Origin of the sequence: Ensifer sp. B1-9, assembly GCF_050474445.1 — a bacterium.
Classification (GTDB): domain Bacteria; phylum Pseudomonadota; class Alphaproteobacteria; order Rhizobiales; family Rhizobiaceae; genus Ensifer.
The window spans coordinates 167,045-191,198 of the sequence record NZ_JBCHVG010000012.1 but is presented as its reverse complement, the minus strand read 5'-3'; the positions used below and the strand labels follow the sequence as shown (position 1 = coordinate 191,198).

Genomic DNA, 24,154 nt, shown 5'->3' with positions numbered 1-24,154 from the left:
GGGGATGAGTGAGCTGTCACCACTTCGTCACACTCGCGGGCGCGCTCTCCGGGCGCTGATCCCGCCGCCGCGCCTTCGCCTGTCCGACTGGATCGAAACCCATATGCGCCTGCCGGAAGCCGTGTCGGCGCTGCCCGGTCGTGTGACCCTATGGCCCTATCAACGGGAAATCGCCGACGCCATTTCCGACCCGGAACTGGAGCGCGTGACGCTGGTCAAGCCCGTGCGCGTCGGCTTCACCACGCTGTTGACCGGGGCGCTGGCGTCCTACGTCGCCAATGAGCCGTCACCGATCCTCGCCCTTCTGCCGACGGAAGCGGACTGCCGCGATTACGTCGTGTCGGACCTTGAACCGATCTTCGAGGCGACCCCCGCACTCCGGGGCCTGCTATCGGCGGAAGCCGACGAGACCGGCCGCAACACGCTTCTGTCGCGCCGCTTCGCGGGCGGCTCGCTGAAGATTATTGCGGCGAAGTCGCCCCGCAATCTCCGGCGGCACAACGTCCGCGTTCTGTTGATCGATGAAGCCGACGCCATGGAGCCGGGCGTTGAAGGTTCGCCGATCACACTGGCGGAACGGCGCACGCTGTCCTTCGCAAATCGCAAGATTATCTTGGGCAGCACGCCGACAATCGAAGAGACCAGCAACGTGCTCCGGTCCTACGCCCGGTCGGATCGGCGCGTTTTCGAAGTCCCTTGCCCGGAGTGCGGCCACCGTCATGAAATCACCTGGGCCGATATCCAATGGCCCGAAGGCGAGCCGGAGCGGGCGCACTACGTTTGCCCGGAATGCGGTTCCGTGGTGGAAGAGCGGCACAAGGCGGCTTTGGTCGAAAACGGCCGCTGGCGGGCGACCGCGCCGCATGTGCGCGGCCATGCCGGATTCCGCCTCAACGCGCTTGTCTCGACGCTGACGAACGCCTCTTGGGGCAAGCTGGCAGCCGAGTTTGTCGAGGCGAAGCGCTCGCCAGACACGCTGCAGGTCTTCGTCAACACGATCCTCGCCCAAGGCTGGCGGGAAGCGGCCGAAGAGATCGACGAAGCCGCACTTGCGGCGCGTGCGGAGCCGTTCGGGCTCGACGCGCTTCCGCCGGAAGTACTGATCATCACGGCGGGCGTGGACGTGCAGCGGGATCGGCTGGAAATCGTCTTCCTCGGCTGGTCGCGCGATGAAATCTTCGTCCTGTGCCAAAGTGTCATCTATGGAGACCCGGCGGGCGATGACGTGTGGTCGGAACTCGACGACGCTTTGCGTACCGTCTGGAAGCATCCGAAGGGCGGAATCTTGCGCGTGGACGCGGCCGGAGTGGACGCGGGCGATGGGGAGACCATGGACCGCGTGATCGGCTTCGCACGGGCTCGTATGGCGAGGCGTATATACGCTTTGAAGGGGGCGACCGGAAATCGCCCCGCAATCAGGGCCAGCGACACCAAGGGGGCGAAGCTCTTCATCGTCGGCGTGGACAGCCTGAAGGGTCAGCTTGCGAGCCGGTTGACGCGCGGCCGCACCGTCCGCTTCAGCGACCGATTGGAAGCCCGGTTCTATGAGGAACTTGCGAGCGAACGCCTAATCATGCGCTATGTGCGCGGCGCGCCTGTCCGCCTATGGGAACGGATTCCCGGCCGCCGGGCCGAGTCACTCGATTGCACGATCTACGCCATGGCCGTCCGCAATTTGGTCACGGCCAATTTGGATCGGCGGGAAGAGGAAGTTGTCAGCGCAACCTTGCCTAAGAGAGTCCCTTCCGTGGTAAGGTCCGCTTGGCTGAATCGGTAAGGGGGCAGTATGATTACCGCAAACGTTTTTCGTAGAACCTTCTTCATCAAGTACGAAAATTCTACGGGGACGGCGTTTACAATCGATCATGACGGCAAGCAATATCTCGTCACCGCGCTACATGTCTGCCCTAACATCGCTGACGGAAACACCATCTCTGTTTGTCGCCACGGGCAATGGCTGGATTGGCCGGTAAAGGTGGTCGGCGCTGGTACGCCGGGAAATCTCGAAGATGACGTTATTGTCCTCGCCCTAGATTCGCAGGTCTCACCATCCTTCCCAATGTCAGCAACTTCGGCCGATCTGGTTTGGGGGCAGGATGTCTATTTTCTCGGTTTTCCCTATGGGCTTCATACCGAGCAGAACGTGAACGACGGCTATCCCCTTCCGCTAATCAAAAAGGCATTGATGTCAGGAAGTGTGGGCCAGCAGATGGAGACATTTCTACTAGACGGTCACAATAATCCCGGCTTTTCTGGTGGCCCTGCCGTGTTTAGACCTATAGGCTCGCCGAACGGCGAGTTTCGCGTTTTCGGTATTGTCAGTGCCTTCAAATCCGAAAACATTCCGATCACCTTTCAGGGAAAGCAAACTGGACTGTCGAGTCCTGCAAATACCGGTATAGTGGTTTGTCCCGCAATCAAGCGCGCCGTGGGCTTCATTGAGGCAAATCCGATAGGCCCCGACTTGACCTATTGAATAAAAGCACCGTCGCTCCGCCTCGCAAATCTACCCGAGCCATTCCCGACGAAGCGCGTCGATCTTCTCGACCAGTTCCGCGAAGGCCGAGTCACGGTCGGACCACGCCCTGACCTGATCGTCACTCATGTGCCACGGAACGGTGATGCCGTGCTTGCGCTCATATGCAGCGAAGAGCTTGCGGACTTCTCGCTCGAATGACCGACGCCGCGCCCGTGTCGAGCGCGTGACGGCCGACGCGCTCGCCCTACGGCCGCCAGCCCCGCCGAGGCAAGCCGTTCCGGCCAATGCCAATCCTTGAAACACCTTCGCGTCCATCTTTCATCCTCATGAAAAAGGGCCGAGGCAGTCGCCCGCCCCGGCCAGTCAAGGGAGCCATCGGGCAGGACAACCCGAAAGCATGGCAATCGGTCAGACCCTCATCTGACAGACTCCATATGGCACATTCCTCATTGCAATACAACTCAGTTTTGAGTAATAGAGTCATAGATGCAATGGAGACCGCCCATGTTCCGACTTTCAGAGGCTGCCGTGGCGTTCGCGAAGATCGACCGGATTTCCGACGACGCGACCCCGGCACTCGACAAATTCCTTCGTAATTTGTCGCAGCGTCATTACCTGCCCCCGTCCGCGCGCGAGGGGCGTGCCGATCTTTATTCCATCGAGACCGTGTGTGCGTTGCGCCTCGCGCAGCGTGCTGCCGCCTTCGGCATTGACCGCGTGGCGCTCGACGCCTTGCTTCGGTTTCTTCATAGCGCTCCGCACCTTCCTACGCGTTTTCGGCAGGGCGACGGCGTTTCCATCGGCCTGACTCGGATTGAAGAGGCTGTCGAGCGTGCCCGTGCAGGCGAGGATTTCGCCGTTGGCCTCACACTTGACGCCCACGGTCGCGTCGAGCCGAAGGCATGGTTTCCGCCCGACATTCTGACCGATGAAGCGCGGTCAATCCTTGTCGACATTGCTCCGGCGGCCGGGCCTGACGCCGCGTTCCGTCTCGACGCCGGGCGTCTCATCCGCGCCGTTCTTGCCGTCCTCGACGAGAAGTGACGCCATGCCTGTCCGCCTCCCCAGCCTTTTCGGCCTCTTCAATCGCGCGCATCGCCGCCAGCATGTCCGCCGGTTCGACGGCGCGGCGGGCGGACGTCGCGGCTGGGGCATGGGCACCTTCGGCCGGATCAATCCCGAAGTGGCGGCCGCCGGGGCGAACCTTCGTGGCCGTGCCCGCTACCTCGCCAACAACAACCCGTGGATTGCGAATGCCGTTGCGAACTGGACCGGCGCGCTTGTCGGCTCCGGCATCATGCCAACTTCCCAGCACCCCGACGCGGCCGCCCGGAAGGCACTGGCGACGCTCTTCAATGCCTGGGCGGAAGAGGCGGACGCCGACGGCCGCGCGACCTTTTGGGGCTGGCAGGCCGACGTTGCGCGCGGCCTTGTCGTGGACGGCGAAGCCTTCGTCCAGTTCCTCGATACCGACGGTCTTCGCGTCCGGCTGATCCCGCCGGAGTTGATCGACGAGTCGATGACCCGCGAACTTGGGAACGGCGGCGTGATCGTGCAGGGCGTCGAGTTCGACGCCGACGGCCGCCGCGTCGCCTATCACGTCTTGCCGTCGCGCCCCCACGACCAGTTCGCCACTTATGCGCCACCCGTGCGGATCGATGCTTCCGAAATCCTCCACGTCATGAAGCCGCTGGCGGCTGGACAGGTCCGGGGCGTGTCGTGGCTTGCGCCGGTCATCCTGCCCGCCAGTGAGCTAGACCAACTTCTCGACGCACTGCTTGTCGGCGTGAAGGTCGCGGCCATGCATGCGGGCTTTCTGGTCGATCAGAACGGCACAGCGGGCGAGTCGTTCGACGGCACGGGCGAGGGCGGTGTCTTGGAAGCTGGACTCGAGCCGGGCACGTTGCGCCGCCTGCCGACGGGCATGGACATAAAGTTTTCGACGCCACAGCAGACGGCCGAAGTGGCTGCGTTCCTTCGACTCAACCTTCAGCAGCTTGCCGCCGGACTCGGGCTGCCGACGCATTTCGTGGACGGCGACTTGACCGGAGCGAACTATTCGAGCCTTCGGGCCGGTCTTCTGCCCTTCCGGCAGCGTGTCGAACAAATCCAATACGGCGTTTTCGTTCCGCAATTCCTCGCGCCCGTGTGGCGGCGCGTGATCACCTATGCGGTCCTGTCCGGCGAACTCGACGCGGGCGACTTCGGCCGCGAATGGCTGGCCGTCGAGTGGCTGCCGCCCAAGCCGCTTCAGGTCGATCCGCTGAAGGACACGCAAGCGACTGTCGCCGAAATCGAGGCTGGGCTTACCAGCCGTCGCAAGGCCGTGGCCGAACGCGGCTGGTCAATCGAGCAACTGGACGAAGAGATTGCCGCCGATCCGATGAAGAAGGAGTCCGCCAATGCCGCAAGCTAGGAAACGTGGGGTGCCGCTGGAATCGCAAGAGGTGATGATCCGCCGCGCGGTCATTTCGCCCGAGTCGTTCGACGAAGCGGCTTTGACCGTGGAAGCGACGATCTCGACATTTTCCGATGTCCAGCGCCGCGATCCGCGCGGGGCCTATGTCGAGCGGCTGGACCCGGCCGGGCTCGACACGTCGCGGCTGATCGGCGCGCCCGTTCTCGACGGCCATCGACAGGGCAGCGCGCGCGACTCCATCGGAGTCGTGACCGCGTTCCGCAGTGAAGGCAACGCGCTGATTGCCACCATTCGTTTGCTTCAGTCCGATGACGTGAAGCCGATCGTCGAGCGCATCCGGCAGGGCATCATTCGGGGCGTCTCTGTCGGCTACCGCGTCCAACGTTGGCTCGATTCTCTCGAAAACAAGGTCCGCGTCCGCACGGCGGCGGCGTGGTCGATCTTTGAAGTTTCCGCCGTGCCGGTCCCGGCCGATCCGGGCGCAACCTTTCGGAGCGAAACCATGGAAGACGAAGTGATCGAAACCCCGGCCGAAGAAACTCCGGCCGCGACCCGTGCGGCAATCCGCACTATCGCCCGCGCGGCGGGCATGACGGCGGAACAAGCGGACGACATGATTGACCGCGACCTGTCCGTCACGGAAGCCCGTGCGGAAGCATTCGAGGCGATGCAGGCGCGGACACGCAACACTCCGCGCATCCGCGTCGTGAGCCCGTCCAGCGAAGACCCGGCCGTGATCCGCACGCGGCGCGAAGAGGCGCTTTACGCTCGCGTGAGCGGGACCGCACCGACCGACGAAGCTCGCCCCTTCATGAGTGACACGCTTCGCGACCACGCCCGCGCACTGGTCGAAGCGGCGGGCGTCTCGACGCGCGGCATGGACGCCGACGCGCTCTTCCGGGCGGCGATGCACACGACCAGTGACTTCCCCCAGCTTCTGACGGGCGTCGGTCGCCGGACTTTGATGGCCGCCTATCAGGTCGCCGGATCGCCGCTGAAGACCTTACTTGCGCGGCAGACGACGCTTCCCGACTTCCGGGCCGCGTCGAAGCTGAAGCTGTCTGACACCGGTCTTCTGGAAAAGGTGAGCGAGTCGGGCGAGATCAAGAGCACGACGCGTGGTGAGGCGGCCGAGTCCTACGCACTCGACACCTACGGAACCATGTTCGCGCTGTCGCGCAAGGCGCTGATCAATGACGACCTTGGCGCGTTCCGAGATTGGGGCGCGACCGCCGGGCGCATGGCGGCCGAAACCGAAAACAACCTGCTCTTCACGCTTTTCCGCCAGTCGAGCGGGGCAGGGCCGGTCATGGGCGAGGACAATAAGCGCCTCTTCCACGCGGATCACGGCAACCTTGCCGGTTCGGGCACGGCGCTGGACGAAGCAAATTTGTCCGCTGCCCGGCTCGCCATGCGTGGCGTGAAGGCGCTGGACGGCAAGACGCCGATCAATGCCGCGCCGAAATATCTGGTCGTCGGGCCACAGCTTGAGACAAGCGCCGAAAAGTTGCTGGCGGCGATTTATGCGGCCACGGTTGCCACGGCGAACCCGTTCACGGGCAAGCTGGAATTGCTGGTTGAACCGCGCATCACAGACAAGTCGTGGTACGTCTTCGCCGATCCGGCCGTCCTGCCCGTGCTCGAATATGCTTACCTGTCGAGCGCGCAAGGTCCGCAGATGGCGAGCCGCGAAGGCTGGGACGTGCTGGGGCAGGAGTTCCGCGTCGTGCTGGACTTTGGTTGTGGCGCAACCGACTTCCGGGGAGCTTACCGCAATCCGGGTCTCTGATCGTCATGGCCGCATCGCTGCAACAGCTTCAGGCTTGGCGGGACGCGCTCTTTAAAGCGCGTCTACAAGGCGTGCGGGAGTTCCGCGATCAGACGGGCGAAACCGTTGTCTACAAGTCCGACGCCGAAATGGCCCGGGCGCTCGCTGCCGCCGACGCGGCGATTGCGGCGGCACAGGCCAAGCCCGTCAACACCATCCTCTTCAAGACTTCGAAAGGAATCTGACTATGAAGAACTATGTGCAGAAGGGCGAGAATCTGACCCTTCCCGCGCCATACGCCGTGTCGAGCGGCGACGGCGTATTGAAGGGCAGCATCTTCGGCGTGGCCGCTGGCGACGCCGAGTCGGGTGCTGAAGTCGATATCGTGACCGTCGGCGTCTTCACGCTGCCCAAGGTTTCAACGGACGTGATGGCCGTCGGCGATCCGATCTATTGGGACAATACGGCGAAGCTGGTCACGACGACGGCGACCGGCAATACCAAGATCGGCGTGTCCCTCGCCACGGCCGTCAATCCTTCCGGCACGACCGACGTGCGCCTCAACGGGGCGTTCTGACCCATCCCGCAGGCGAGCGTGATCCTGACCGCTCCGCTCGCTCGCGTTCTTCAACGGGACCACGCCCTTGAGGGCGTTCCATGGAAAAGGACGAATTGGTCCGCTTACGGGCGGCCGTCGCTAAACTCGTCGTCGAAAATCCGATCTATGCGCCGATCTTCGAACGACTCGAAATCGAAATTGCCAGCTTAGAAGCCTCCGACCCTGTAGCACGGGCGCGGGCGATAGTAGCTGGTCAGAAGGCAATCGCCTGAAGGATGTCCCGCTTGTGTTCGAGAGTCGCGCCCGCCCCATACCGTTCCCGGTCAAGCCGATGGCCGAAGATGTCACGGCGGATTCGTTCGTCGACTCCGGCTGCGAGCATCCGGTCTTCAAACGAGTGGCGCAAGCTATAGAGCACATGGTCGGGTGTTTCGAGAAGCCCGTTTTCCCGCATGAATTTGTTCACCGTGGCGCTAAGGCTGGCGCTGGTCTCCTGATAGCGCTGGAACCCCTTCGGGCACTGCCGGAAGGCTTCGAGGCTGACGCCAGTGAGCGGGATGACGCGCTTCGACTGGTCAGTCTTCAGTTGCCGCCCGACCGGCTCAATCGAGATATGCGGGACGTCGTGTTCAAGACGAATGTGCTCCGGCAGAAGCCCGGCCGCCTCGCTTGGGCGATAGCCCGTGTTGACCATGCCGAGCACGATGCAGCGTGCTTCCGTATTGAGCCCGTCGAGCGCGCCCGGCGCGAGCAACTTGGTCTTGATCCATTCCGTCGAGAAAGGGGGCCGCTCGCGCTTGTGCTTCTTTCCGTCCTTGAAGGACAGATTGCCGACGGGCAGCACCAGCCCGAGCCGCTTCATCTTGTTGACGGTCTTCAGCGTGTCGGCGACATGGATCAGGTCTTTGTTCGCGCTATTCGGGGCCAGTCCTTCGGACGCCAGCCGGTCAACCCACCAGTCGCGGAAGTCGAGCATGTCGTCGGCCGTGATCTCGGCAATGTTCTTGTTGCCGACGACCTCGACGAAGTTGCGAATTGCCTTCATGCGTGGATTCTTCCATCGACGAAGTTGGTCTTCGCTTTTGCCGAGCGTCCGGTCCTTCGCCAGTGTCCAGAACAGTTCAAGCGCTCGCTCGACCGTGATCGGCGGTTCCTTCGCCCCGCCAAGGACGGCCGCAGCTTCTATCCGATCCGGCTCACCGTCGGGCCGCACGGCGGCGCGGACCCGTTCAAGGAACTCTTCGCGTGGCAACTTGGCGACACGATCTGCCGTGAGGTAGCGGAAGCCCCGGACTTGGGCGAGTTCCCGCGCCGCCTCGAAACGGCGTTCGGCGTCGTCGCTGTCGCCCGCAAGACGGGCTTCCCATGCCTCAACCATGTTCTGCCATGCCGTCGAGGCCTTCTGCCGTGCAACGGACTCGGAATCAGTGTGCAGGCTGATCCACACGACTTTGCGGGACTCGATTGCCTCGTAGCGTTTCGGAACGCGCTTGATCAGGTGGAAGGTCTTGTTGCGGCGCTTGATGTTCATGGCGGAACTCCCTTCGGTTCCAAAACCATGCCTGACGCGTTGATGTATAGCAATATGTGCAGCAAAAGGTGCAGCAGAATCGCGTCATACGGCGCCCGATCCCGTGAAAAATCTCGGGGAAACGTAATTATATCAAGCGCTTGCGCGATAATAATTGGGGAGGAAAATGGCGCACCCGACAGGATTCGAACCTGTGACCTTTGGAATCGGAATCCAACACTCTATCCAGCTGAGCTACGGGTGCATCCGTTGGCGGCAGGGCCGCCGAAGCAGGCTGTGAAGCGGTTCATAGCTTAGCTTTGGCGCCGCATCAATGGTGAAAAGGCGGAGTTCGCAGGGGAATTTGCCATTGTTGCCGAAAATGCAACTGCTTGCAGTGCCTCTGCCGGTCGGCAAATGGTGTCTGGCGGCGGGCCATTGAGGCGCGCCGCCGAGGATTGTTTCAGGCGACCTGCATTGCTCCGGGGCCGGGGATCGCCTTCGGCGGCACCTTGCCCATGATGATCATGCCGAGCACTTCATCCTTGGTGACGTCCTCGGTGCGGGCCTGGCCGACGACCTGGCCGTTCTTCATGACCGACACACGGTCGGCAAGGTCGAAGACGTCGTGAATGTCGTGGCTGATCAGGAAGATGCCGATGCCTTCGCGCTTCAACTGCTTGATGAGGTCGCCGACCTGGGCGGTTTCCTGGGGCCCGAGGGCCGCCGTCGGCTCGTCCATGATCAGGATGCGGGCGTCGAAGAGGATCGCGCGCGCGATCGCCACCGATTGCCGCTGGCCGCCGGAAAGTGCCTTCACCGGCTCCTTGAAGCGTTGGAAGTTGGGATTGAGGCGCCCCATAACCTCGCGGGCCTTCGCCTCCATCGCCACGTCGTCGAGCGTGCCCCAGGGGGTCCTGAGCTCACGGCCGAGATAGAGATTGGCGGCAGCGTCGACATTGTCGGCGACAGCGAGCGTCTGGTAGATCGTCTCGATGCCGTATTTCTTGGCGTCGCGCGGGTTGTTGATGTCGGCGGGCTCGCCATTGATCAGGATCTCGCCGGCATCGCGCTTGTAGGCGCCGGAGAGGATCTTGATCAGGGTCGACTTGCCGGCGCCGTTGTGGCCGAGCAGGGCCACGACCTCCCCGGGGTAGAGATCGACGGAAGCGTTGTCCACCGCGTGGATGCCGCCGAAGGAGATGGAAATGTTCTTCATTTCCACGAGCGGAGTGCGTTGGTCTTTCATGGATCGTACTCCTTACTTGGCGCGGGCGCGGTAGATGGTGTCGAGCCAGACGGCAACGACCAGAACCACACCGACGACGATGCGCTGGAATGGCGAGTCGATCCCCAAGAGCACCATGCCCGACTGTAGTGATTGCATGACGAGCGCGCCGATCATGGCGCCGGCGATCGTGCCGACACCGCCGGCGAGCGAGGTGCCGCCGATGACCGCGGCGGCGATCGTGTAGAGTTCGTCGAGTTCGCCCTGCGCGTTGGTTGCCGCATTGAGGCGGGCGGTCGAGATCGCCGCGGCGATGGCGCAGAGGATGCCCATCAGCGTGAAGATCTTGACGGTGACCCAGCGGGTCTTGATGCCGGCGAGTTCCGCAGCCTCAGGGTTGCCGCCGAGCGCGAAGACATAGCGGCCGAAGCGGAGCCGCGTGGCGATGAAGGTCATGACGATGCCGACGGCGATGGCGACGAGCACGGGGATGGCGATACCGTGCGGGATCTGCAGGCCGCCTTCGGGCCAGGCGATGCCGTTGGCGTCGGCATATTTGCGGGCGATGTTGGTCGGCCAGTAGTAGCTGTTGGCGACAGCGATCGCGCCGAGCACCAGGATACAGCCGAGGATCGCCAGGAAATACTCCGCCCAGACCGGACGCAGCGGGAAGCGGAAGCGCTTGCGCTGCTTGCGCGAATTGAGGATGGCGGCGACGATGGCGATGCAGGCGAGGATGCCGACGATCCAGCTTGCCGTTGCGCCGATCGACCCTTCGGTGCCGCCACCCATGAGACGGAAGGTGGCGTTCATCGGCGCGACCGTCTGGCCGCTGGTCACGAACCAGGTGGCACCGCGCCAGACGAGCAGGCCGCCGAGCGTGACGATGAAGGCGGGCACGTTGAGGAAGGCGATGATCGAGCCCTGGAGCGCGCCGATGGCGGCGCCGACGGCGATGCCGCTCAAAAGCGTGATGATCCAGATGGCCGGATGTTCGAGGCCGAGATATTGCGGCAGGAATTTCACCTGCATGACGCCCATCACCATGCCGCAGAAGCCGAGCACGGAGCCGACGGAGAGGTCGATGTTGCGAGTGACGATGATCAGCACCATGCCGGTCGCCATCACGGCGACGGAGGAGGTCTGGACCGTCAGGTTCCACAGGTTGCGCGGCGTCAGGAACAGGCCGCCGGTCATGATCTGAAAGCCGATCCAGATGATGACGAGCGCGCCGACCATGCCGAGCAGCCGGGTGTCGATTTCGGTGGCGCGGAAGAAGCGCTTCACCGGGTTTTCGTCCGCTGTGCGGGCGCGATTTGCTTGTGCGCCCTGCGTGTTGCCTTGTGTGATGTCGGCCATGGACGTGCCTTCCCCCACTTTTCGTGTTGATGTCGTCGCGTCAGGTGGCACCAGGAGCCGGGATCGACGCGACAAGTCCGGTGCGACGGCAGAGATCGAGCGTTTTCGTTGGGCTGCGCGGTCGCGCGTGCGGCATTGTCCGCCGGGCTCGTACCTTGCGCAAGCGCCGCAACGGGTTGCGTTGCGGCGCTTGTCTGACGTCAGCGCTCAGTTCTGCTGATGCGGTTTACTCGCAAGCCGCGACGTCGCCCTTGACGCCCTGGCAGGCTTCCGCCTTGGAGATCCAGCCCGCGTCGATGACGACGTTCAGGTTGTCCTTGGTGATCGGCAGCGGTGCAAGGAAAACCGACTGCATGGCCACGCCCTTCGGTCCGCCGTTGAAGGTGGTGACGCCGGCGATTTCTTCCATCTTCTTGCCGCCGGCGAGTTCGACCGCGACTTCCGCGGCGCGCTTGCCGAGTTCACGGGAGTCCTTCCAGACCGACACGGTCTGCGTGCCGAGCGCCACGCGGTTCAGTGCCGCCTTGTCGGCGTCCTGGCCGGAGACCGGGACCGAACCGGCGAGGCCCTGCGCATCGAGGGCTGCTATCGCGCCGCCCGCCGTACCGTCGTTCGAGGCGACGACCGCATCGACCTTGTTGTCGTTGGCGGTCAGGAACTGCTCCATGTTCTTCTGGGCGTTCTCCGGCTTCCAGCCGTCCGTGTAGGCTTCGCCGACGTTCTTGATCTTGCCGGCGTCGACGGCTTCCTTCAGCACTTCCATCTGTCCGGAGAAGAGGAAGTCGGCGTTCGGGTCGGCCGAGGAACCCTTGATGAAGACGTAGTTGCCTTCCGGCTTCACCTTGAACACTTCGCGGGCCTGCATGCGGCCGACTTCCTTGTTGTCGAAGGTGATGTAGAAGGCGGCAGGGTTTTCGATCAGGCGGTCGTAGCCGACGACCGGAATGCCTTCGGCTGCGGCCTTTTCGATGGCCGGGCCGATGGCGTCGCTGTCCTGGGCGAGCACGATCAGTGCATTGGCGCCCTGGGCGATCAGCGACTCGACGTCAGTCAGTTGCTTGGCTGCGGACGACTGCGCGTCGGCAGAGATGTACTTGTCACCGGACGCTTCCAGTGCGGCCTTGATGGCGGCTTCGTCGGTTTTCCAGCGCTCTTCCTGGAAGTTGGACCAGGAAACGCCGACGACCAGGTCCTTCGCCTGGGCGACCGAATGCAGGGAAACGATGACGGCAACCCCTGCCATCAGCTTCAAAACGGATTTCATTTCATCCTCCCGAGTGAGGGCCGGCCGAGCGTGCGAACCTCCCGCACCATCCCCCGCCAGCCTTGAATGCTGTCGGAGATCGCGCCGCCACATCGTGCGGAATTATTTTCTCGACAGTCGAGAAAATGAATGTCATGGATTTTGGAGGCTGTCAACACGGCGCGAATGCGGTGATTGCGGCATCAACAAAGTGCTTCGCGAGCGGTCTCGTGCGTTGTTTCTCGACCGTCGAGAAAATCGGTGCGACAAGGCTGTCGGCGCCTTGTCTTGCCGTTCAACAGATGCTTTGGGAGGGGCATGTGTTCGAAGGATCCGCCACTGACAGGGACGTCTCATGCTGACCAAATCCAGCACTGAGCTCGTGCGTCAGCAGAACAGCGCGTTGGTCCTTGCGGCGCTCAGGCGTGCCGGCAATCTCTCCCATACGGAAATCTCGGCTGAGACGGGGCTTGCCTCGGCGACCGTTTCCGTGATCACCGCGGAACTGGAGAAGGCCGGGGTACTCGCGAAGGCGGAGCAACAGGTTCAGGGTGGGCGAGGGCGGCCTCGTGTCCTCTTCACGCCGCGGCGCGACTACGGCCATCTCGTGGTCGTCAGGATCTCCTCCGACATCGTGCAATATTCGCTGATCGATTACGGCGGCACGCTTCTCGACCGTTTCGACGAAACGCGAAACCACGGCGAGCGCGGCACGGTTCCTTTCGCCCGCGCATTCGTGGATGCGCTCGAACGCCTGCTGCAGCGTTCGAGGCTGGAGCGCGATCGGGTGCTCGCCGTTTCGATCAGCAGCAAGGGCCTGGTCGACAGCGAGGCCGCGCGGCTTTTATGGTCGCCGGTCTTCGGCCAGGAAGAGCTGGATTTCGCTGCGTTGCTTGCGCCGCAGTGGCGCGCGAAAGTCATCCTCAGCAACGAGACGCTGCTGGTCGCGCAGGCGCTCGCCGCCCAGGCCGAGCGCAAGCCTGAGGGCGGGTTCAGGGCGCTTGCGGCGATCTCGCTCGGCCACAGCATCGGCCTCGGCGTCGCCCGCAAGAACCAGAGCGGGGAGATGGACGTCAGCGCGCCCAACTTCGGCCATATGCTGCATGCGCCGTCGGCCGGCCTGTGCCGTTGCGGCGCCTATGGCTGCATCGAGGCGGCTGCGGGTTTCTATGGGATTCTGCGTGCGGCGTTCGAGGTGCCGGCGGATACCATCCCCGCCAAATTCGTTCCCGTCGCCGAGCTCGACAAGATCGCCGTCAGTGCGCGGCAGGGGCATCGCATGGCCGGCTATGCGTTCCGCCAGGCGGGCATCGCGCTCGGCAACGGCATCTCGCGCATGCTGAGCCTCTACGAACGCATGCCCGTCCACGTCACCGGCCCCGGCATCCGCTACTTCGATCTCATGCTGCCGGGCATCGAGGAGGGACTTGGCCAATCGATGCAGGTTCGTCTCCAGGGCGCTCCCGAAATATCGGTCGTGCCTGACGAGCAACGTCTCGTCTTCGAAGGGCATCTGGAGCGGGCGCTGGGCGCGATCGATGCCGATATCGCCACCACCGGCCTTTCGTGATGCTCGGCTGACGTTGGATCGCCAGGTGCGACCATTTTTGGGGTTGTGTCGAAAGCGAACACCTTTGGCAATACAATTTACAGTTATTTAGCGACTCCTTGTCAATGTGGCCGTGACGCGGGAGACGTCTATGTTTTCAGTGATTGCATGCATACGCGACGATCATGACTGGCGGCTCATCGTGGCCGCCGCGATCGTCTGCCTGGCAGGCAGCGTCGCAACGATGTTGCTGCTGCTGCGTGCCGAGCGAAGCGAAGGCGGCCAGCGCAGTCTCTGGGTTGCCGCCAGCGGCCTTGCCTGCGGTTTCGGCGTCTGGTCGACGCACTTCATCGCGATGCTGGCCTATGACGGCGGCGTGCCGGTTGCTTACGGCCTCTGGGGCACCGCCCTGTCGATGGTCGTAGCCATAGCCGCGTCGTGTATCGCCTTTGCAATCTGCCTCGGCGGTGGTTCGCGTCTGTCGATGGGCTGCGGCGGTTTCGTGCTTGGTGCCGGCGTTGCGGCGATGCATTTCACCGGCATGCAGGCGATCGAGATCCATGGGCACATAGCCTACGATCTGCGAGCGACTGCTTCGGCGGTCGTCGCGGGAATGCTGCTGGCGGGTGCTGCGCTCTACGCCTTTCATGTCCTGCGCAGCATGCGGCGGTTGGTCGTCTCCTCACTGCTGCTGGTGCTGGCGATCTGTGCCATGCACTTCACATCGATGAGCGGCGTGACGCTGGTGCCGGAGGCCAGTGTCGCCGTCGCCGATACCATTCATCCCGCCTGGCTCGCCGGTGGGGTCATCGCCGCCTCGACCACCTTGATCGTGCTTGCCTTCGGCGCGCTCTTCGTCGATCGGCACCTGACCGATCTCAGGGGGCTCGCCAACGCCTCGCTCGAAGGCATGGCGATCGTTTTCGATGGCGTCATCGTCGAAGCCAATGAGCGGTTTTCCGGCCTCACCGGCCGGTCGCTTGCGGAACTGTCCGGGCGTCGCCCGTCCGAGATCTTCGTCTTCGGCGAGGAGGGGCTCGAGGGGCACAGGCGCGGGGACGGTCCTGGCGAGATCGACCTTCTGAATGCCGATGGGCGCACCATCCCCGTGGAATTCATGTGTCGGACGATCGAGTATCGTGGACGCGAATGCGAGGTGATCTTCGTGCGCGACTTGAGGGCAAGGAAGGAAGCCGAGCGCACGATCGAGCATCTGGCCCATCATGATGCGCTCACCGACTTGCCGAACCGCGCCTTCTTCGACCGCAGGCTGGCCCAGACGCTGGCGGCGGCCTCCGTGCGAGGCGAGGAACTGGCGATCCTCTGCCTCGATCTCGATCGCTTCAAGGCGGTCAACGACATCTTCGGCCACGGCGAAGGCGACCGCATCCTGCGCAAGGTCGCCGACATCCTGCGCGAGGCTGCCGGAGAGCAGGACACGATCGCCCGTCTCGGCGGCGACGAATTCGCAATCATCCAGGTGGGCGGCAAGCAGCCGCAGGCGGCGCGCCTGGTGACGGACCGCATCCTGGCGCTGTTTGCCGCGGAAATGGATACCAATCGCGACCCGACCGCCGTCGGCGTCAGCATCGGCGCCGCGCTTTACCCGACCGACGGGCAGACGGCAGATCAGCTGCGCAACAACGCCGACACGGCGCTCTACCGCGCCAAGCAGAGCGGCAAGGGTATCGCCTGCTTCTTCGACCGGGAGATGGATGAAGCGGTTCGCACCCGCCGGCAGATCGAAAACGACCTGCGCCATGCGGTGCTTCGCCGCCAGTTCTTTCTCGAATACCAGCCGCTGGTCGAGGTTCAGAGCGACAGGATCATCGGCTACGAGGCGCTTCTGCGCTGGAGCCATCCGCAGCGCGGGCTGATCGGGCCCGACGTGTTCATTCCGATCGCAGAGGAAAGCGGCTCGATCATCCAGATCGGCGAGTGGGTGCTGGAACAGGCCTGCACGGAAGCGGCAAAATGGAATGAGCCGCTGCCGATTTCCGTCAACATCTCGCCGGTCCAGTTCCTGCTGCCCAATCTCTTCGACCAGGTCGCCAGCATCTTGCGCCGGACGGGCCTCGATCCGTGGCGACTGGAACTCGAAATCACCGAGGCGGCGTTGATGCACAATCGCGAGGACGTGCTGGCGGTGCTGGTTCGCCTGCGCATCCTCGGCGTCAGGATCGTCATGGACGATTTCGGCACCGGACATTCGTCGCTGAGCAACCTGCAGACATTCCCCTTCGACAAGCTGAAGATCGATTGCAGCTTCACCGCCGCTCTCGAAAGGGATCCTTCGGCACAGGCGATCGTCCGGGCGATCATCGCGCTCGGCCACAGCCTCAAGCTGGCGGTCGTGACCGAAGGCGTCGAGACCGAACGACAACGGCAGATCCTGGCGGAGGAAGGCTGCCTGCAGATCCAAGGCTTTCTTTCCGGCCGGCCGGGTGCTGCGCCCAGCACCGGCCGGGAAGCGCCGCGGTGGGAGAAGATGCCGGCTTGCGCCGAGGGCTGAGATGTCTCGGGCAACGGCTTGCAGAGTGTGGCTGTAAAAAAGGCCGGGCATGTGGCGCCCGACCTGCACGTTTCCTTGGCGCGCGTTGCTACGCCACGCTGATCTGGCGCTTTTCGACAACCGACTTTACGGCTGCGTCGGCGAGCGCCAGTGCGGCAAGGCCGTCCTTGCCGGAAGGCGTGATCTCGGCGCCCTTTTCGATCGTGGCGATGAAGCTCTCAATCTCGTTGGCATAGGCTTCGGTATAGCGGGTCATGAAGAAGTCGTGCAGCGGCGGGCGGGTGTAGCCATCGCCGTTGGCGATCTCGATCGACACCGGCCGCTGGTTCTCAGCCGAAACGACGCCCTTCGAGCCGTGCACTTCGATGCGCTGGTCATAGCCATAGGTGGCGCGGCGGGAGTTGGAGATGATGGCCTGCTTGCCGGATGCCGTCTGCAGGATTACCGAGACGCTGTCATAATCGCCGGCCTCGCCGATCGCCTTGTCGACGAGAACGGCGGCGGTCGCCGTCACCGAGACCGGCTCCTCGCCGAGCAGGAAGCGGGCCATGTCGAAGTCGTGGATGGTCATGTCGCGGAAGATGCCGCCCGAACGCTTGATGTAGTCGACCGGCGGGGCGCCGGGATCGCGCGAGGTGATCGTCACCATCTCGACGTCGCCGATCTTGCCGGCGTCGATCGCCTTGCGCACGGCCATGAAATGTGGGTCGAAGCGACGGTTGAAGCCGACCATCAGCTTGGCCTTGGTTTCGTTGACCACCTTGAGGCAGGCCTTGACGCGCTCGACGTCGAGATCGACAGGCTTTTCGCAGAAGATCGCCTTGCCGGCGCGGGCGAAACGCTCGATCAGGTCGGCATGGGTGTCGGTCGGGGTGCAGATGACGACGGCGTCGATGTCCTTGGCGGCTTCGATCGCTTCGATGGTGCGCACGTCGCAGCCATACTGCTTGGCGATGGCTTCGGCAGCGGCGGGGAAGGCATCGGCAACGGCAACAAGCACCGCGTCCGGATTGCCGCTGACGGCTTTCGCGTGAACCTTGCCGATGCGTCCGGCGCCCAGAAGACCAAATCTGACTGTCATCTCTGTTTCTCTCGAAGTCCGGTTCGCGACCGGGAAGGGGCGTGATGATCGGCGCTCATCGCGCAAAGGCGCCGCGGAATAGCGTTTCCGCGAATGGGTCGAAAAGTTGCCACGAAAGATCGCGCGTCGGAACGCTGCGCCGGCGCCTCTCCCTTGGTACCTCCGTTGTCCGTTCGGCCACCCAATCCCGCATGATCGGAATGAAACGGCCGATACGTATATTTTCGGAATTTTTATTCCATTTTTGCGCTTCCCGTCAAGGGGCGTTCGTGGTCCGAGGCTTGCCGTTGTGGACGAACTTCTCGTAAATGGAGCACTCAAGATAAGGTTGCCAGAGGACAGAATGATCAAGTTCATCGACCCGGATCACCCCTTTTACCGCCCGCTGTGGATCCGTCTGCTGATCGTTCTCTTCTGCGCCGTGTGGACGGTGGTCGAGTTCGTTGGCGAGCAGACACTTTGGGGCATGATCTTCCTGGCGATCACCGCCTACGCCTCGGCGGCGCTGTTGATCTTCTACAGCCCGAGCGAAAAGGGCGAGGCAAAGGCCGGTGACGAGGAGCAAGACAAGGGCGACGAAGACGGCACCACCGGCTGAGGATTACGGGGCCGGGCTGTTCGCACGCACCTGCCGAGAGGCTTCGTCAATCAGCATGTTGGCGAGTTTCATCCGCGCGGTCGCATTGGTGCGGAAGGCGGCCGGTAGCCGGTCCGGGTGGTTCAGGCCAGCGAATGCCCGCCGCTTCGCAGCAAGGGTTGCTTGCGTTTCGTCGTCCGCAAGCGCCAGTTCCTCGGCTATCTCCGCAAGGCTCGTACGGGTGAGAAAGTTGGGCATGACGGGCGCGGGCGGCGGCTCCACGAAAGACGCGTCGAGATAGGCGCGCTCGACCGCACCGAAGGAAGCCAGGCCAACGCCTTCGGCGGTAAAGGTGCTGTCGAGCGCGGGGGCATAGGGCGTAGCGACACGCGTCGCTTCGGCCGGTGCCGGTTCGCTATCCTCTTCCGTTTTCAGTCGCTCGAGCACCGACTGAAAGACTGACATTCCAAACATGGCGCCTCCAATGGAGGCGCACCATGGCAGGCGGAGATTATCCCGGGCTGATCATTCGATCATGCCGGGCTGATCACCCGATCATGCCGGGCTGATCATCGGATCATGCCGGGCGGGTCATGCCCGCCCCTGCTTCAGGATGAGGTCGTAGAGCAGCTTGGCGCTCGGCGGCAGTGCGCGTCCCTCCGCCGTGATCAGCCCGTAGGGCTTGATGCGGATCGGGATTTCGGTCTTGAGGATGCGGATTTCTCCGGCCGGCGTGCGGTTGCCGGCAATGAGGTTGGCGACGTCGAGCGCCACCGGCGCGATCGCATTGGTGTTGCGCACGATGGACAGCGTCAGGATGATCGACGAGGTGTTGATCACGGTCGCCGGCAGCCTGACCCCGGCGGACATGAAGCTGTCCTCGACGGCGCGTCTGAGCAGCGTGCCCGGCGGCTGGAACACCCAGTCATAGGAGGGCAGGTCCTCGGCGCCGACCACGGGCTTGTCGAGCAGCGGATGGCCATCACGCACGATCAGGCAGACCTCCTCGTAACCGATTTCCACCATGTTGAAGAGCCGCGGCGGCTGGTCGTCGGGGATGCGTCCAATGATGAAGTCGTGCCGCGCGGCGAGCAGTTCCCTCGCCAGCACGTTGCTGTTTTCGATCTGGACGTTGATTTCGATGCCGGGATAGGCGGTGATCACCTGGCGAATGGCGGGGACTGCGAGGTTGAGCGCCGGGCCGGTGACCGAGCCCAGCGAGACCGAGCCGCCGCTGCCGGTCTTGAGTTCGCTGATTTCGCGAGAGGCCTCCCGAAGCTCCAGAAAGATCGTCCGCGCTCGCCGCGCCAGCGCCTCGCCATAGGGTGTCAGTTCGACGCCGCGGGCCACGCGTTCGCAGACCGGCGCCTTCAGCATAGTCTCGATTTCCGACAGCATGCGCGAGGCGGCCGGCTGCGAGATTCCGAGGGCTTCGGCGGCGGCGCTGATGCGTCTGTGATCGTCGATCGCGAGAATCAGCCGGAGGTGGCTGATCTTCAGGCCGGAGCGGAAGAGCGCCGAATCGAAGAGTTCCCCGGTCGTGCCGGCGGTGCCGTGCTTCTGGTCGCGCATTCTCCGCCTCCTTCATTTTCCCCTTGGTTTTCAAGGATTTTCAAAAATCACACTGTTTGCAAGTGCTATATCATTTTTGGTATGCATTCAAAGCGATATTGTATTTGACAGTTATATGTTTTGATTCCAGTTTTTACTCATGTGCCAGCGCATGTGGGAGCATGCGAGGCGGGGAGGCCTCTCCTTCACCTTGATCCGCAGCCAGGGACGAAGATCTCGGGCGGCGGATTACTGCGCATAGACGGGAAGGCTTTGCCTGCCGGCTTCAACTTTTTTGGGAGAGAACTGATGAAATTGATGACTTCGCTTCTCGCAGCCGCTGCGATTTCGATCGCGTCCTTCGCTGCGCCGGTGTTTGCGCAGGACAAGGGTACGGTCGGCATTTCCATGCCGACGAAGACGTCGACCCGCTGGATTTCCGACGGCGAGACGATGGAGAAGCTGTTCAAGGAAGCCGGCTACACCCCGGACCTGCAGTTCGCTGACGACGACATTCCGAACCAGCTCGCACAGATCGAGAACATGGTGACGAAGGGTGCCAAGGTTCTCGTCATCGGCGCAATCGACGGCACGACGCTCTCCGACATCCTGCAGAAGGCCCATGACGCAGGCGTCAAGGTTATTGCCTATGACCGCCTGATCCGCGACTCGGGCAACGTCGACTACTACGCCACCTTCGACAACTTCCAGGTCGGCGTGCAGCAGGCGACGTCGCTGGTCCAGGGCCTCAAGCTCGACGGTGCGACCGAGCCCAAGAACATCGAGCTCTTCGGTGGTTCGCCGGACGACAACAACGCCTTCTTCTTCTATGACGGCGCGATGTCGGTTCTGCAGCCGCTGATCGACAGCGGCAAGATCGTCGTCAAGTCCGGCCAGAAGGGCATGGACCAGGTCGGCACGCTGCGTTGGGACGGTGCGGTTGCCCAGGCCCGCATGGAAAACCTGCTGTCGTCGAACTACACCGACGCCAAGGTCGATGGCGTGCTGTCGCCCTATGATGGCCTCTCGATCGGCATCATCTCGGCGCTGAAGGGCGTCGGCTATGGCTCGGGCGACATGCCGATGCCTGTTGTCACCGGTCAGGACGCGGAACTGCCGTCGGTCAAGTCGATCCTCGCCGGCGAACAGTATTCGTCGATCTTCAAGGATACGCGCGAACTGGCAAAGGTCACCGTCGGCATGGTCAATGCGATCATGGACGGCAAGGAGCCGGAAGTGAACGACACCAAGACGTATGAAAACGGCGTCAAGGTCGTTCCGTCCTACCTGCTGAAGCCGGTTGCCGTCGACAAGTCCAACGTCAAGGACGTGCTCGTCAGCTCGGGCTACTACACCGAAGACCAGATCAACAACTGATCTTTTTGAGCGCGGGGGCCCGTGCCACGGCACGGACCCCTTTTATCCAGGTGACGGAGCCGGTACTCTCTCGCAGACTGCCGCTGGAATGACTGAAAATGGACAATATCATTCTTGAAATGCGGGGCATCACCAAGACGTTTCCGGGCGTCAAGGCGCTGGACAATGTCAGCTTCAAGGTCCGCGAAGGTGAAATTCACGCACTCGTCGGCGAGAACGGCGCCGGCAAGTCGACGCTGATGAAGGTGCTGAGCGGCGTCTATCCCGCCGGCACCTATGACGGCGAGATCCACTATGACGGCGAAGCCCGACGCTTCTCGACGATTTCCGACAGCGAAGACCTCGGTATCATCATCATCCACCAGGAACTGGCGCTGGTGCCGCTGCTCTCGATCGCCGAGAACATCTTCCTCGGCAACGAGATCGCCAGCAACGGCGTGATCCACTGGCCGCAGACCTTCGCCCGCACGCAGGAACTCCTGAAGAAGGTGGGCTTGAGCGAATCCCCGGCAACGCTCATCACCGACATCGGCGTCGGCAAGCAGCAGCTGGTCGAGATCGCCAAGGCGCTATCGAAGAAGGTGCGGCTCCTGATCCTCGACGAGCCGACCGCCTCGCTCAACGAAACCGATTCCGATGCGCTGCTGAAGCTCCTGATGGAGTTTCGCACGCAGGGCATGACCTCGATCATCATTTCGCACAAGCTGAACGAGATCCGGAAGGTTGCCGACCAGATCACCATCCTGCGCGACGGCGGCACGGTCGAGACGCTCGACTGTCACAGCGAAGACATCGGCGAAGACCGGATCATCAAGGGCATGGTCGGCCGCGCCATGGAAGACCGCTATCCGCCGCGCGAGCCGAATATCGGCGAGACGCTGCTGGAGGTGAAGAACTGGAACGTCTTCCACCAGCATCACCGCGACCGGCAGTTCCTGCACGACGTCAATTTCACCGTGCGCGCCGGCGAGGTCGTCGGCATCGCCGGGCTGATGGGCGCCGGGCGCACCGAAACGGCCATGAGCCTCTTCGGCAAGTCCTGGGGCCACAAGATCACCGGCGAGGTGACGATGCGCGGGAAGCCCGTCGATGTCAGCACCATTTCGCGGGCGATCGACGCGGGTCTCGCTTACGTTACCGAGGACCGCAAGCAACTCGGCCTCGTGCTGATCAACAACATCAAGGAGAACACGACGCTCTCCAACCTGAAGGCGGTTGCGGCAAACGGCGTCATCGACGACCGCAAGGAAGCGAAGGTCGCCTCCGACTATCGCTCGAAGCTGCGCATCCGTTCGCACTCGATCTATCAGGAAACGGTCAACCTTTCGGGCGGCAACCAGCAGAAGGTCGTGCTGTCCAAATGGCTGTTCACCAATCCGGAAGTTCTCATTCTCGACGAGCCGACACGCGGTATCGATATCGGCGCGAAGTATGAGATCTACACCATCATCAACCAGCTTGCCGCCGAGGGCAAAGGCATCCTGATGATTTCATCGGAAATGCCGGAGCTGCTTGGAACCTGCGATCGCATCTACGTCATGAACGAGGGCCGCATCGTCGCCGAGCTCTCGAAGGCGGAAGCGAGCCAGGAATCCATCATGCGTGCCATCATGCGTTCAGGGGAGAAACACTAATGGTCGCCGATACGAGCACCCAAACCAACAAACCCTCGATCGGGGATTATCTTCGGAACAACATCCGCGAATACGGCCTGCTCGTCGCACTCGTCGTGATCATGCTGTTCTTCCAGTTCGTGACCAGCGGCGTGTTGTTCAAGCCGGTCAACATCACCAACCTGGTGCTGCAGAACTCGTTCATCGTCATCATGGCGCTCGGTATGCTGCTGATCATCGTCGCCGGCCATATCGACCTGTCGGTCGGTTCGATCGTCGCCTTTATCGGTGCGATCTCGGCGATCATGCTGGTCAAATGGGGTCTGCCGGCCATTGTCGTCATCCCGGCCTGTCTGATCGTCGGCGGCATCATGGGGGCGGCCCAGGGCTACTGGGTGGCCTACCAGAAGATCCCGTCCTTCATCGTGACGCTTGCCGGCATGCTGGTCTTCCGCGGGCTCACCTATGTGGTGCTCGGCGGCCGCCCGATCGGCCCGTTCCCGAAAGAATTCCAACTGCTGTCGACCGGCTTCGTTCCGGACTTCCTCTTTTTCCTCAATCCGGCACCCGAGACCATTCAGAACGTGGTGGCACTCATCGCCGTTATCGCGCTCGTCGGCTACGCGATCTATGCGGGCCTTCGCGACCGCAAGATCAACGAGCAGCACGGCACGGAGAACGAGCCCTTCGTCTTCTTCGCGGTGCAGATGGCGGTGATCGCCGCCGTGGCGCTGTTCATCGGCTTCCAGCTTGCGACCTATCGCGGCCTGCCGAACGTGCTGATCGCCATGGCCGTTCTCATTGCGCTCTATACCTTCATCACCACGCGCTCGACGATCGGCCGCCGCATCTATGCCATGGGCGGCAATGTCAAGGCGACCAAGCTTTCGGGCATCAATACCGAGCGGCTGACCTTCTACACCTTCGTCAACATGGGCGTGCTAGCGGCACTCGCCGGCATGATCATCACCGCCCGCCTCAATTCGGCGACGCCTAAGGCCGGCGTCGGCTTCGAGCTCGACGTCATCGCGGCCTGCTTCATCGGCGGCGCCTCGGCGTCCGGCGGTGTCGGCAAGATCATCGGCGCGGTGATCGGCGCCTTCATCATGGGCGTGATGAACAACGGCATGTCGATCATGGGCATCGGCATCGACTACCAGCAGCTGATCAAGGGTCTCGTCCTGCTCGCTGCCGTCTTCTTCGATGTCTACAACAAGAACAAGGGTTGAGCCGAAAGCCATAAGACCCGACGCGAACCAGTAACATTCACCGGCAGCCGCGGTTGCCAGGATCGGCGGATTGGCCCGCTGGAATTGGGTGGCGAAAGTC

General features: G+C 62.8%; 22 protein-coding genes and 1 tRNA gene. 14 read left to right on the top strand and 9 right to left on the bottom strand.

The features are described 5' to 3' along the window. The first annotated feature begins 4 nt into the window (after positions 1-4). Entirely contained in the window at positions 5-1,777 is a 1,773-nt protein-coding gene (locus ACQ5BM_RS23035) for a phage terminase large subunit family protein (protein ID WP_429816400.1), read from the top strand. Positions 1,778-1,786: 9 nt separating this feature from the next. Further along, positions 1,787-2,476, top strand: coding sequence for a S1 family peptidase (locus ACQ5BM_RS23030; RefSeq protein ID WP_429816398.1), 690 nt, complete (start codon positions 1,787-1,789; stop codon positions 2,474-2,476). Positions 2,477-2,506: 30 nt separating this feature from the next. On the opposite strand, the gene ACQ5BM_RS23025 is transcribed toward ACQ5BM_RS23030, so the two are convergent. Continuing rightward, positions 2,507-2,794: a hypothetical protein gene (locus ACQ5BM_RS23025; protein WP_429816397.1), complete on the bottom strand. Its 288-nt coding sequence runs from the start codon at positions 2,792-2,794 to the stop codon at positions 2,507-2,509. A gap of 189 nt (positions 2,795-2,983) precedes the next feature. Between ACQ5BM_RS23025 and ACQ5BM_RS23020 the strand changes: the two genes are divergently transcribed. The 6 genes from ACQ5BM_RS23020 (at position 2,984) to ACQ5BM_RS22995 (ending at position 7,497) form a co-directional block, all read left to right on the top strand. Continuing rightward, positions 2,984-3,523: a hypothetical protein gene (locus ACQ5BM_RS23020; RefSeq protein ID WP_429816394.1), complete on the top strand. Its 540-nt coding sequence runs from the start codon at positions 2,984-2,986 to the stop codon at positions 3,521-3,523. A gap of 4 nt (positions 3,524-3,527) precedes the next feature. Next, the gene (locus tag ACQ5BM_RS23015; RefSeq protein WP_429816391.1) at positions 3,528-4,895 is read left to right on the top strand and encodes a phage portal protein; all 1,368 of its coding nucleotides are present in this window, start codon (positions 3,528-3,530) and stop codon (positions 4,893-4,895) included. Between the two features lie 10 nt (positions 4,896-4,905). Beyond that, a complete protein-coding gene (locus ACQ5BM_RS23010) occupies positions 4,906-6,687 on the top strand; it encodes a prohead protease/major capsid protein fusion protein (protein ID WP_429816389.1) in 1,782 nt (593 codons plus the stop codon). Positions 6,688-6,692: 5 nt separating this feature from the next. Further along, on the top strand, positions 6,693-6,911 hold the full coding sequence (locus ACQ5BM_RS23005; RefSeq protein WP_429816387.1) for a phage head-tail joining protein: 219 nt from the start codon (positions 6,693-6,695) through the stop codon (positions 6,909-6,911). Positions 6,912-6,913: 2 nt separating this feature from the next. Next, on the top strand, positions 6,914-7,243 hold the full coding sequence (locus ACQ5BM_RS23000; protein WP_429816385.1) for a DUF2190 family protein: 330 nt from the start codon (positions 6,914-6,916) through the stop codon (positions 7,241-7,243). A gap of 80 nt (positions 7,244-7,323) precedes the next feature. Beyond that, a complete protein-coding gene (locus ACQ5BM_RS22995; protein ID WP_429816383.1) occupies positions 7,324-7,497 on the top strand; it encodes a hypothetical protein in 174 nt (57 codons plus the stop codon). Here the strand turns inward: ACQ5BM_RS22995 and ACQ5BM_RS22990 are convergent. The 5 genes from ACQ5BM_RS22990 to xylF all read right to left on the bottom strand — a co-directional run bounded on the left by ACQ5BM_RS22990 (position 7,479) and on the right by xylF (position 12,586). Next, on the bottom strand, positions 7,479-8,756 hold the full coding sequence (locus ACQ5BM_RS22990) for a tyrosine-type recombinase/integrase (protein ID WP_429816380.1): 1,278 nt from the start codon (positions 8,754-8,756) through the stop codon (positions 7,479-7,481). The two genes, ACQ5BM_RS22995 and ACQ5BM_RS22990, sit on opposite strands and share 19 nt — an antisense overlap. Positions 8,757-8,923: 167 nt before the next feature. Then, a tRNA-Arg gene (locus ACQ5BM_RS22985) sits at positions 8,924-9,000 on the bottom strand. 198 nt (positions 9,001-9,198) lie between these two features. Beyond that, the gene (locus ACQ5BM_RS22980) at positions 9,199-9,984 is read right to left on the bottom strand and encodes an ATP-binding cassette domain-containing protein (RefSeq protein ID WP_077960103.1); all 786 of its coding nucleotides are present in this window, start codon (positions 9,982-9,984) and stop codon (positions 9,199-9,201) included. Between the two features lie 12 nt (positions 9,985-9,996). After that, on the bottom strand, positions 9,997-11,322 hold the full coding sequence (locus tag ACQ5BM_RS22975; RefSeq protein ID WP_429816377.1) for a sugar ABC transporter permease: 1,326 nt from the start codon (positions 11,320-11,322) through the stop codon (positions 9,997-9,999). Between the two features lie 226 nt (positions 11,323-11,548). Next, the gene (gene xylF / locus ACQ5BM_RS22970; RefSeq protein ID WP_429816374.1) at positions 11,549-12,586 is read right to left on the bottom strand and encodes a D-xylose ABC transporter substrate-binding protein; all 1,038 of its coding nucleotides are present in this window, start codon (positions 12,584-12,586) and stop codon (positions 11,549-11,551) included. Between the two features lie 334 nt (positions 12,587-12,920). Here xylF and ACQ5BM_RS22965 point away from each other — a divergent pair, with 334 nt between their 5' ends. Then, positions 12,921-14,135 carry an ROK family transcriptional regulator gene (locus tag ACQ5BM_RS22965; protein ID WP_429816372.1) on the top strand — a complete coding sequence of 405 codons (1,215 nt, stop codon included), beginning with the start codon at positions 12,921-12,923 and terminating at the stop codon, positions 14,133-14,135. A 130-nt stretch (positions 14,136-14,265) separates the two neighbouring features. Continuing rightward, complete coding sequence (locus ACQ5BM_RS22960; RefSeq protein WP_429816369.1) at positions 14,266-16,626, top strand: bifunctional diguanylate cyclase/phosphodiesterase; 2,361 nt, start codon at positions 14,266-14,268, stop codon at positions 16,624-16,626. Positions 16,627-16,714: 88 nt separating this feature from the next. Here ACQ5BM_RS22960 and iolG read toward each other — a convergent pair whose 3' ends face one another. Beyond that, on the bottom strand, positions 16,715-17,707 hold the full coding sequence (iolG, locus tag ACQ5BM_RS22955; protein WP_429816368.1) for an inositol 2-dehydrogenase: 993 nt from the start codon (positions 17,705-17,707) through the stop codon (positions 16,715-16,717). A gap of 343 nt (positions 17,708-18,050) precedes the next feature. On the opposite strand from iolG, the gene ACQ5BM_RS22950 reads away from it, so the two are divergent. After that, the gene (locus ACQ5BM_RS22950; protein WP_429816365.1) at positions 18,051-18,305 is read left to right on the top strand and encodes a hypothetical protein; all 255 of its coding nucleotides are present in this window, start codon (positions 18,051-18,053) and stop codon (positions 18,303-18,305) included. 3 nt (positions 18,306-18,308) lie between these two features. Here ACQ5BM_RS22950 and ACQ5BM_RS22945 read toward each other — a convergent pair whose 3' ends face one another. Continuing rightward, positions 18,309-18,758, bottom strand: coding sequence for a hypothetical protein (locus ACQ5BM_RS22945; RefSeq protein WP_429816364.1), 450 nt, complete (start codon positions 18,756-18,758; stop codon positions 18,309-18,311). A gap of 117 nt (positions 18,759-18,875) precedes the next feature. Further along, positions 18,876-19,856, bottom strand: a complete 981-nt coding sequence (locus ACQ5BM_RS22940) for a LysR family transcriptional regulator (protein WP_429816361.1) — start codon at positions 19,854-19,856, stop codon at positions 18,876-18,878. 288 nt (positions 19,857-20,144) lie between these two features. On the opposite strand from ACQ5BM_RS22940, the gene chvE reads away from it, so the two are divergent. From chvE to mmsB, 3 genes are all read left to right on the top strand, one after another. Beyond that, positions 20,145-21,212 carry a multiple monosaccharide ABC transporter substrate-binding protein gene (gene chvE, locus ACQ5BM_RS22935; RefSeq protein ID WP_173517495.1) on the top strand — a complete coding sequence of 356 codons (1,068 nt, stop codon included), beginning with the start codon at positions 20,145-20,147 and terminating at the stop codon, positions 21,210-21,212. A gap of 98 nt (positions 21,213-21,310) precedes the next feature. Further along, a complete protein-coding gene (gene mmsA / locus ACQ5BM_RS22930; RefSeq protein WP_429816358.1) occupies positions 21,311-22,846 on the top strand; it encodes a multiple monosaccharide ABC transporter ATP-binding protein in 1,536 nt (511 codons plus the stop codon). Continuing rightward, positions 22,846-24,054 (top strand): multiple monosaccharide ABC transporter permease, encoded by a 1,209-nt coding sequence (gene mmsB / locus ACQ5BM_RS22925; protein WP_429816356.1) that lies wholly within the window; start codon positions 22,846-22,848, stop codon positions 24,052-24,054. The genes mmsA and mmsB overlap by 1 nt, the downstream gene beginning before the upstream one ends. The last annotated feature ends 100 nt before the right edge of the window (positions 24,055-24,154 follow it).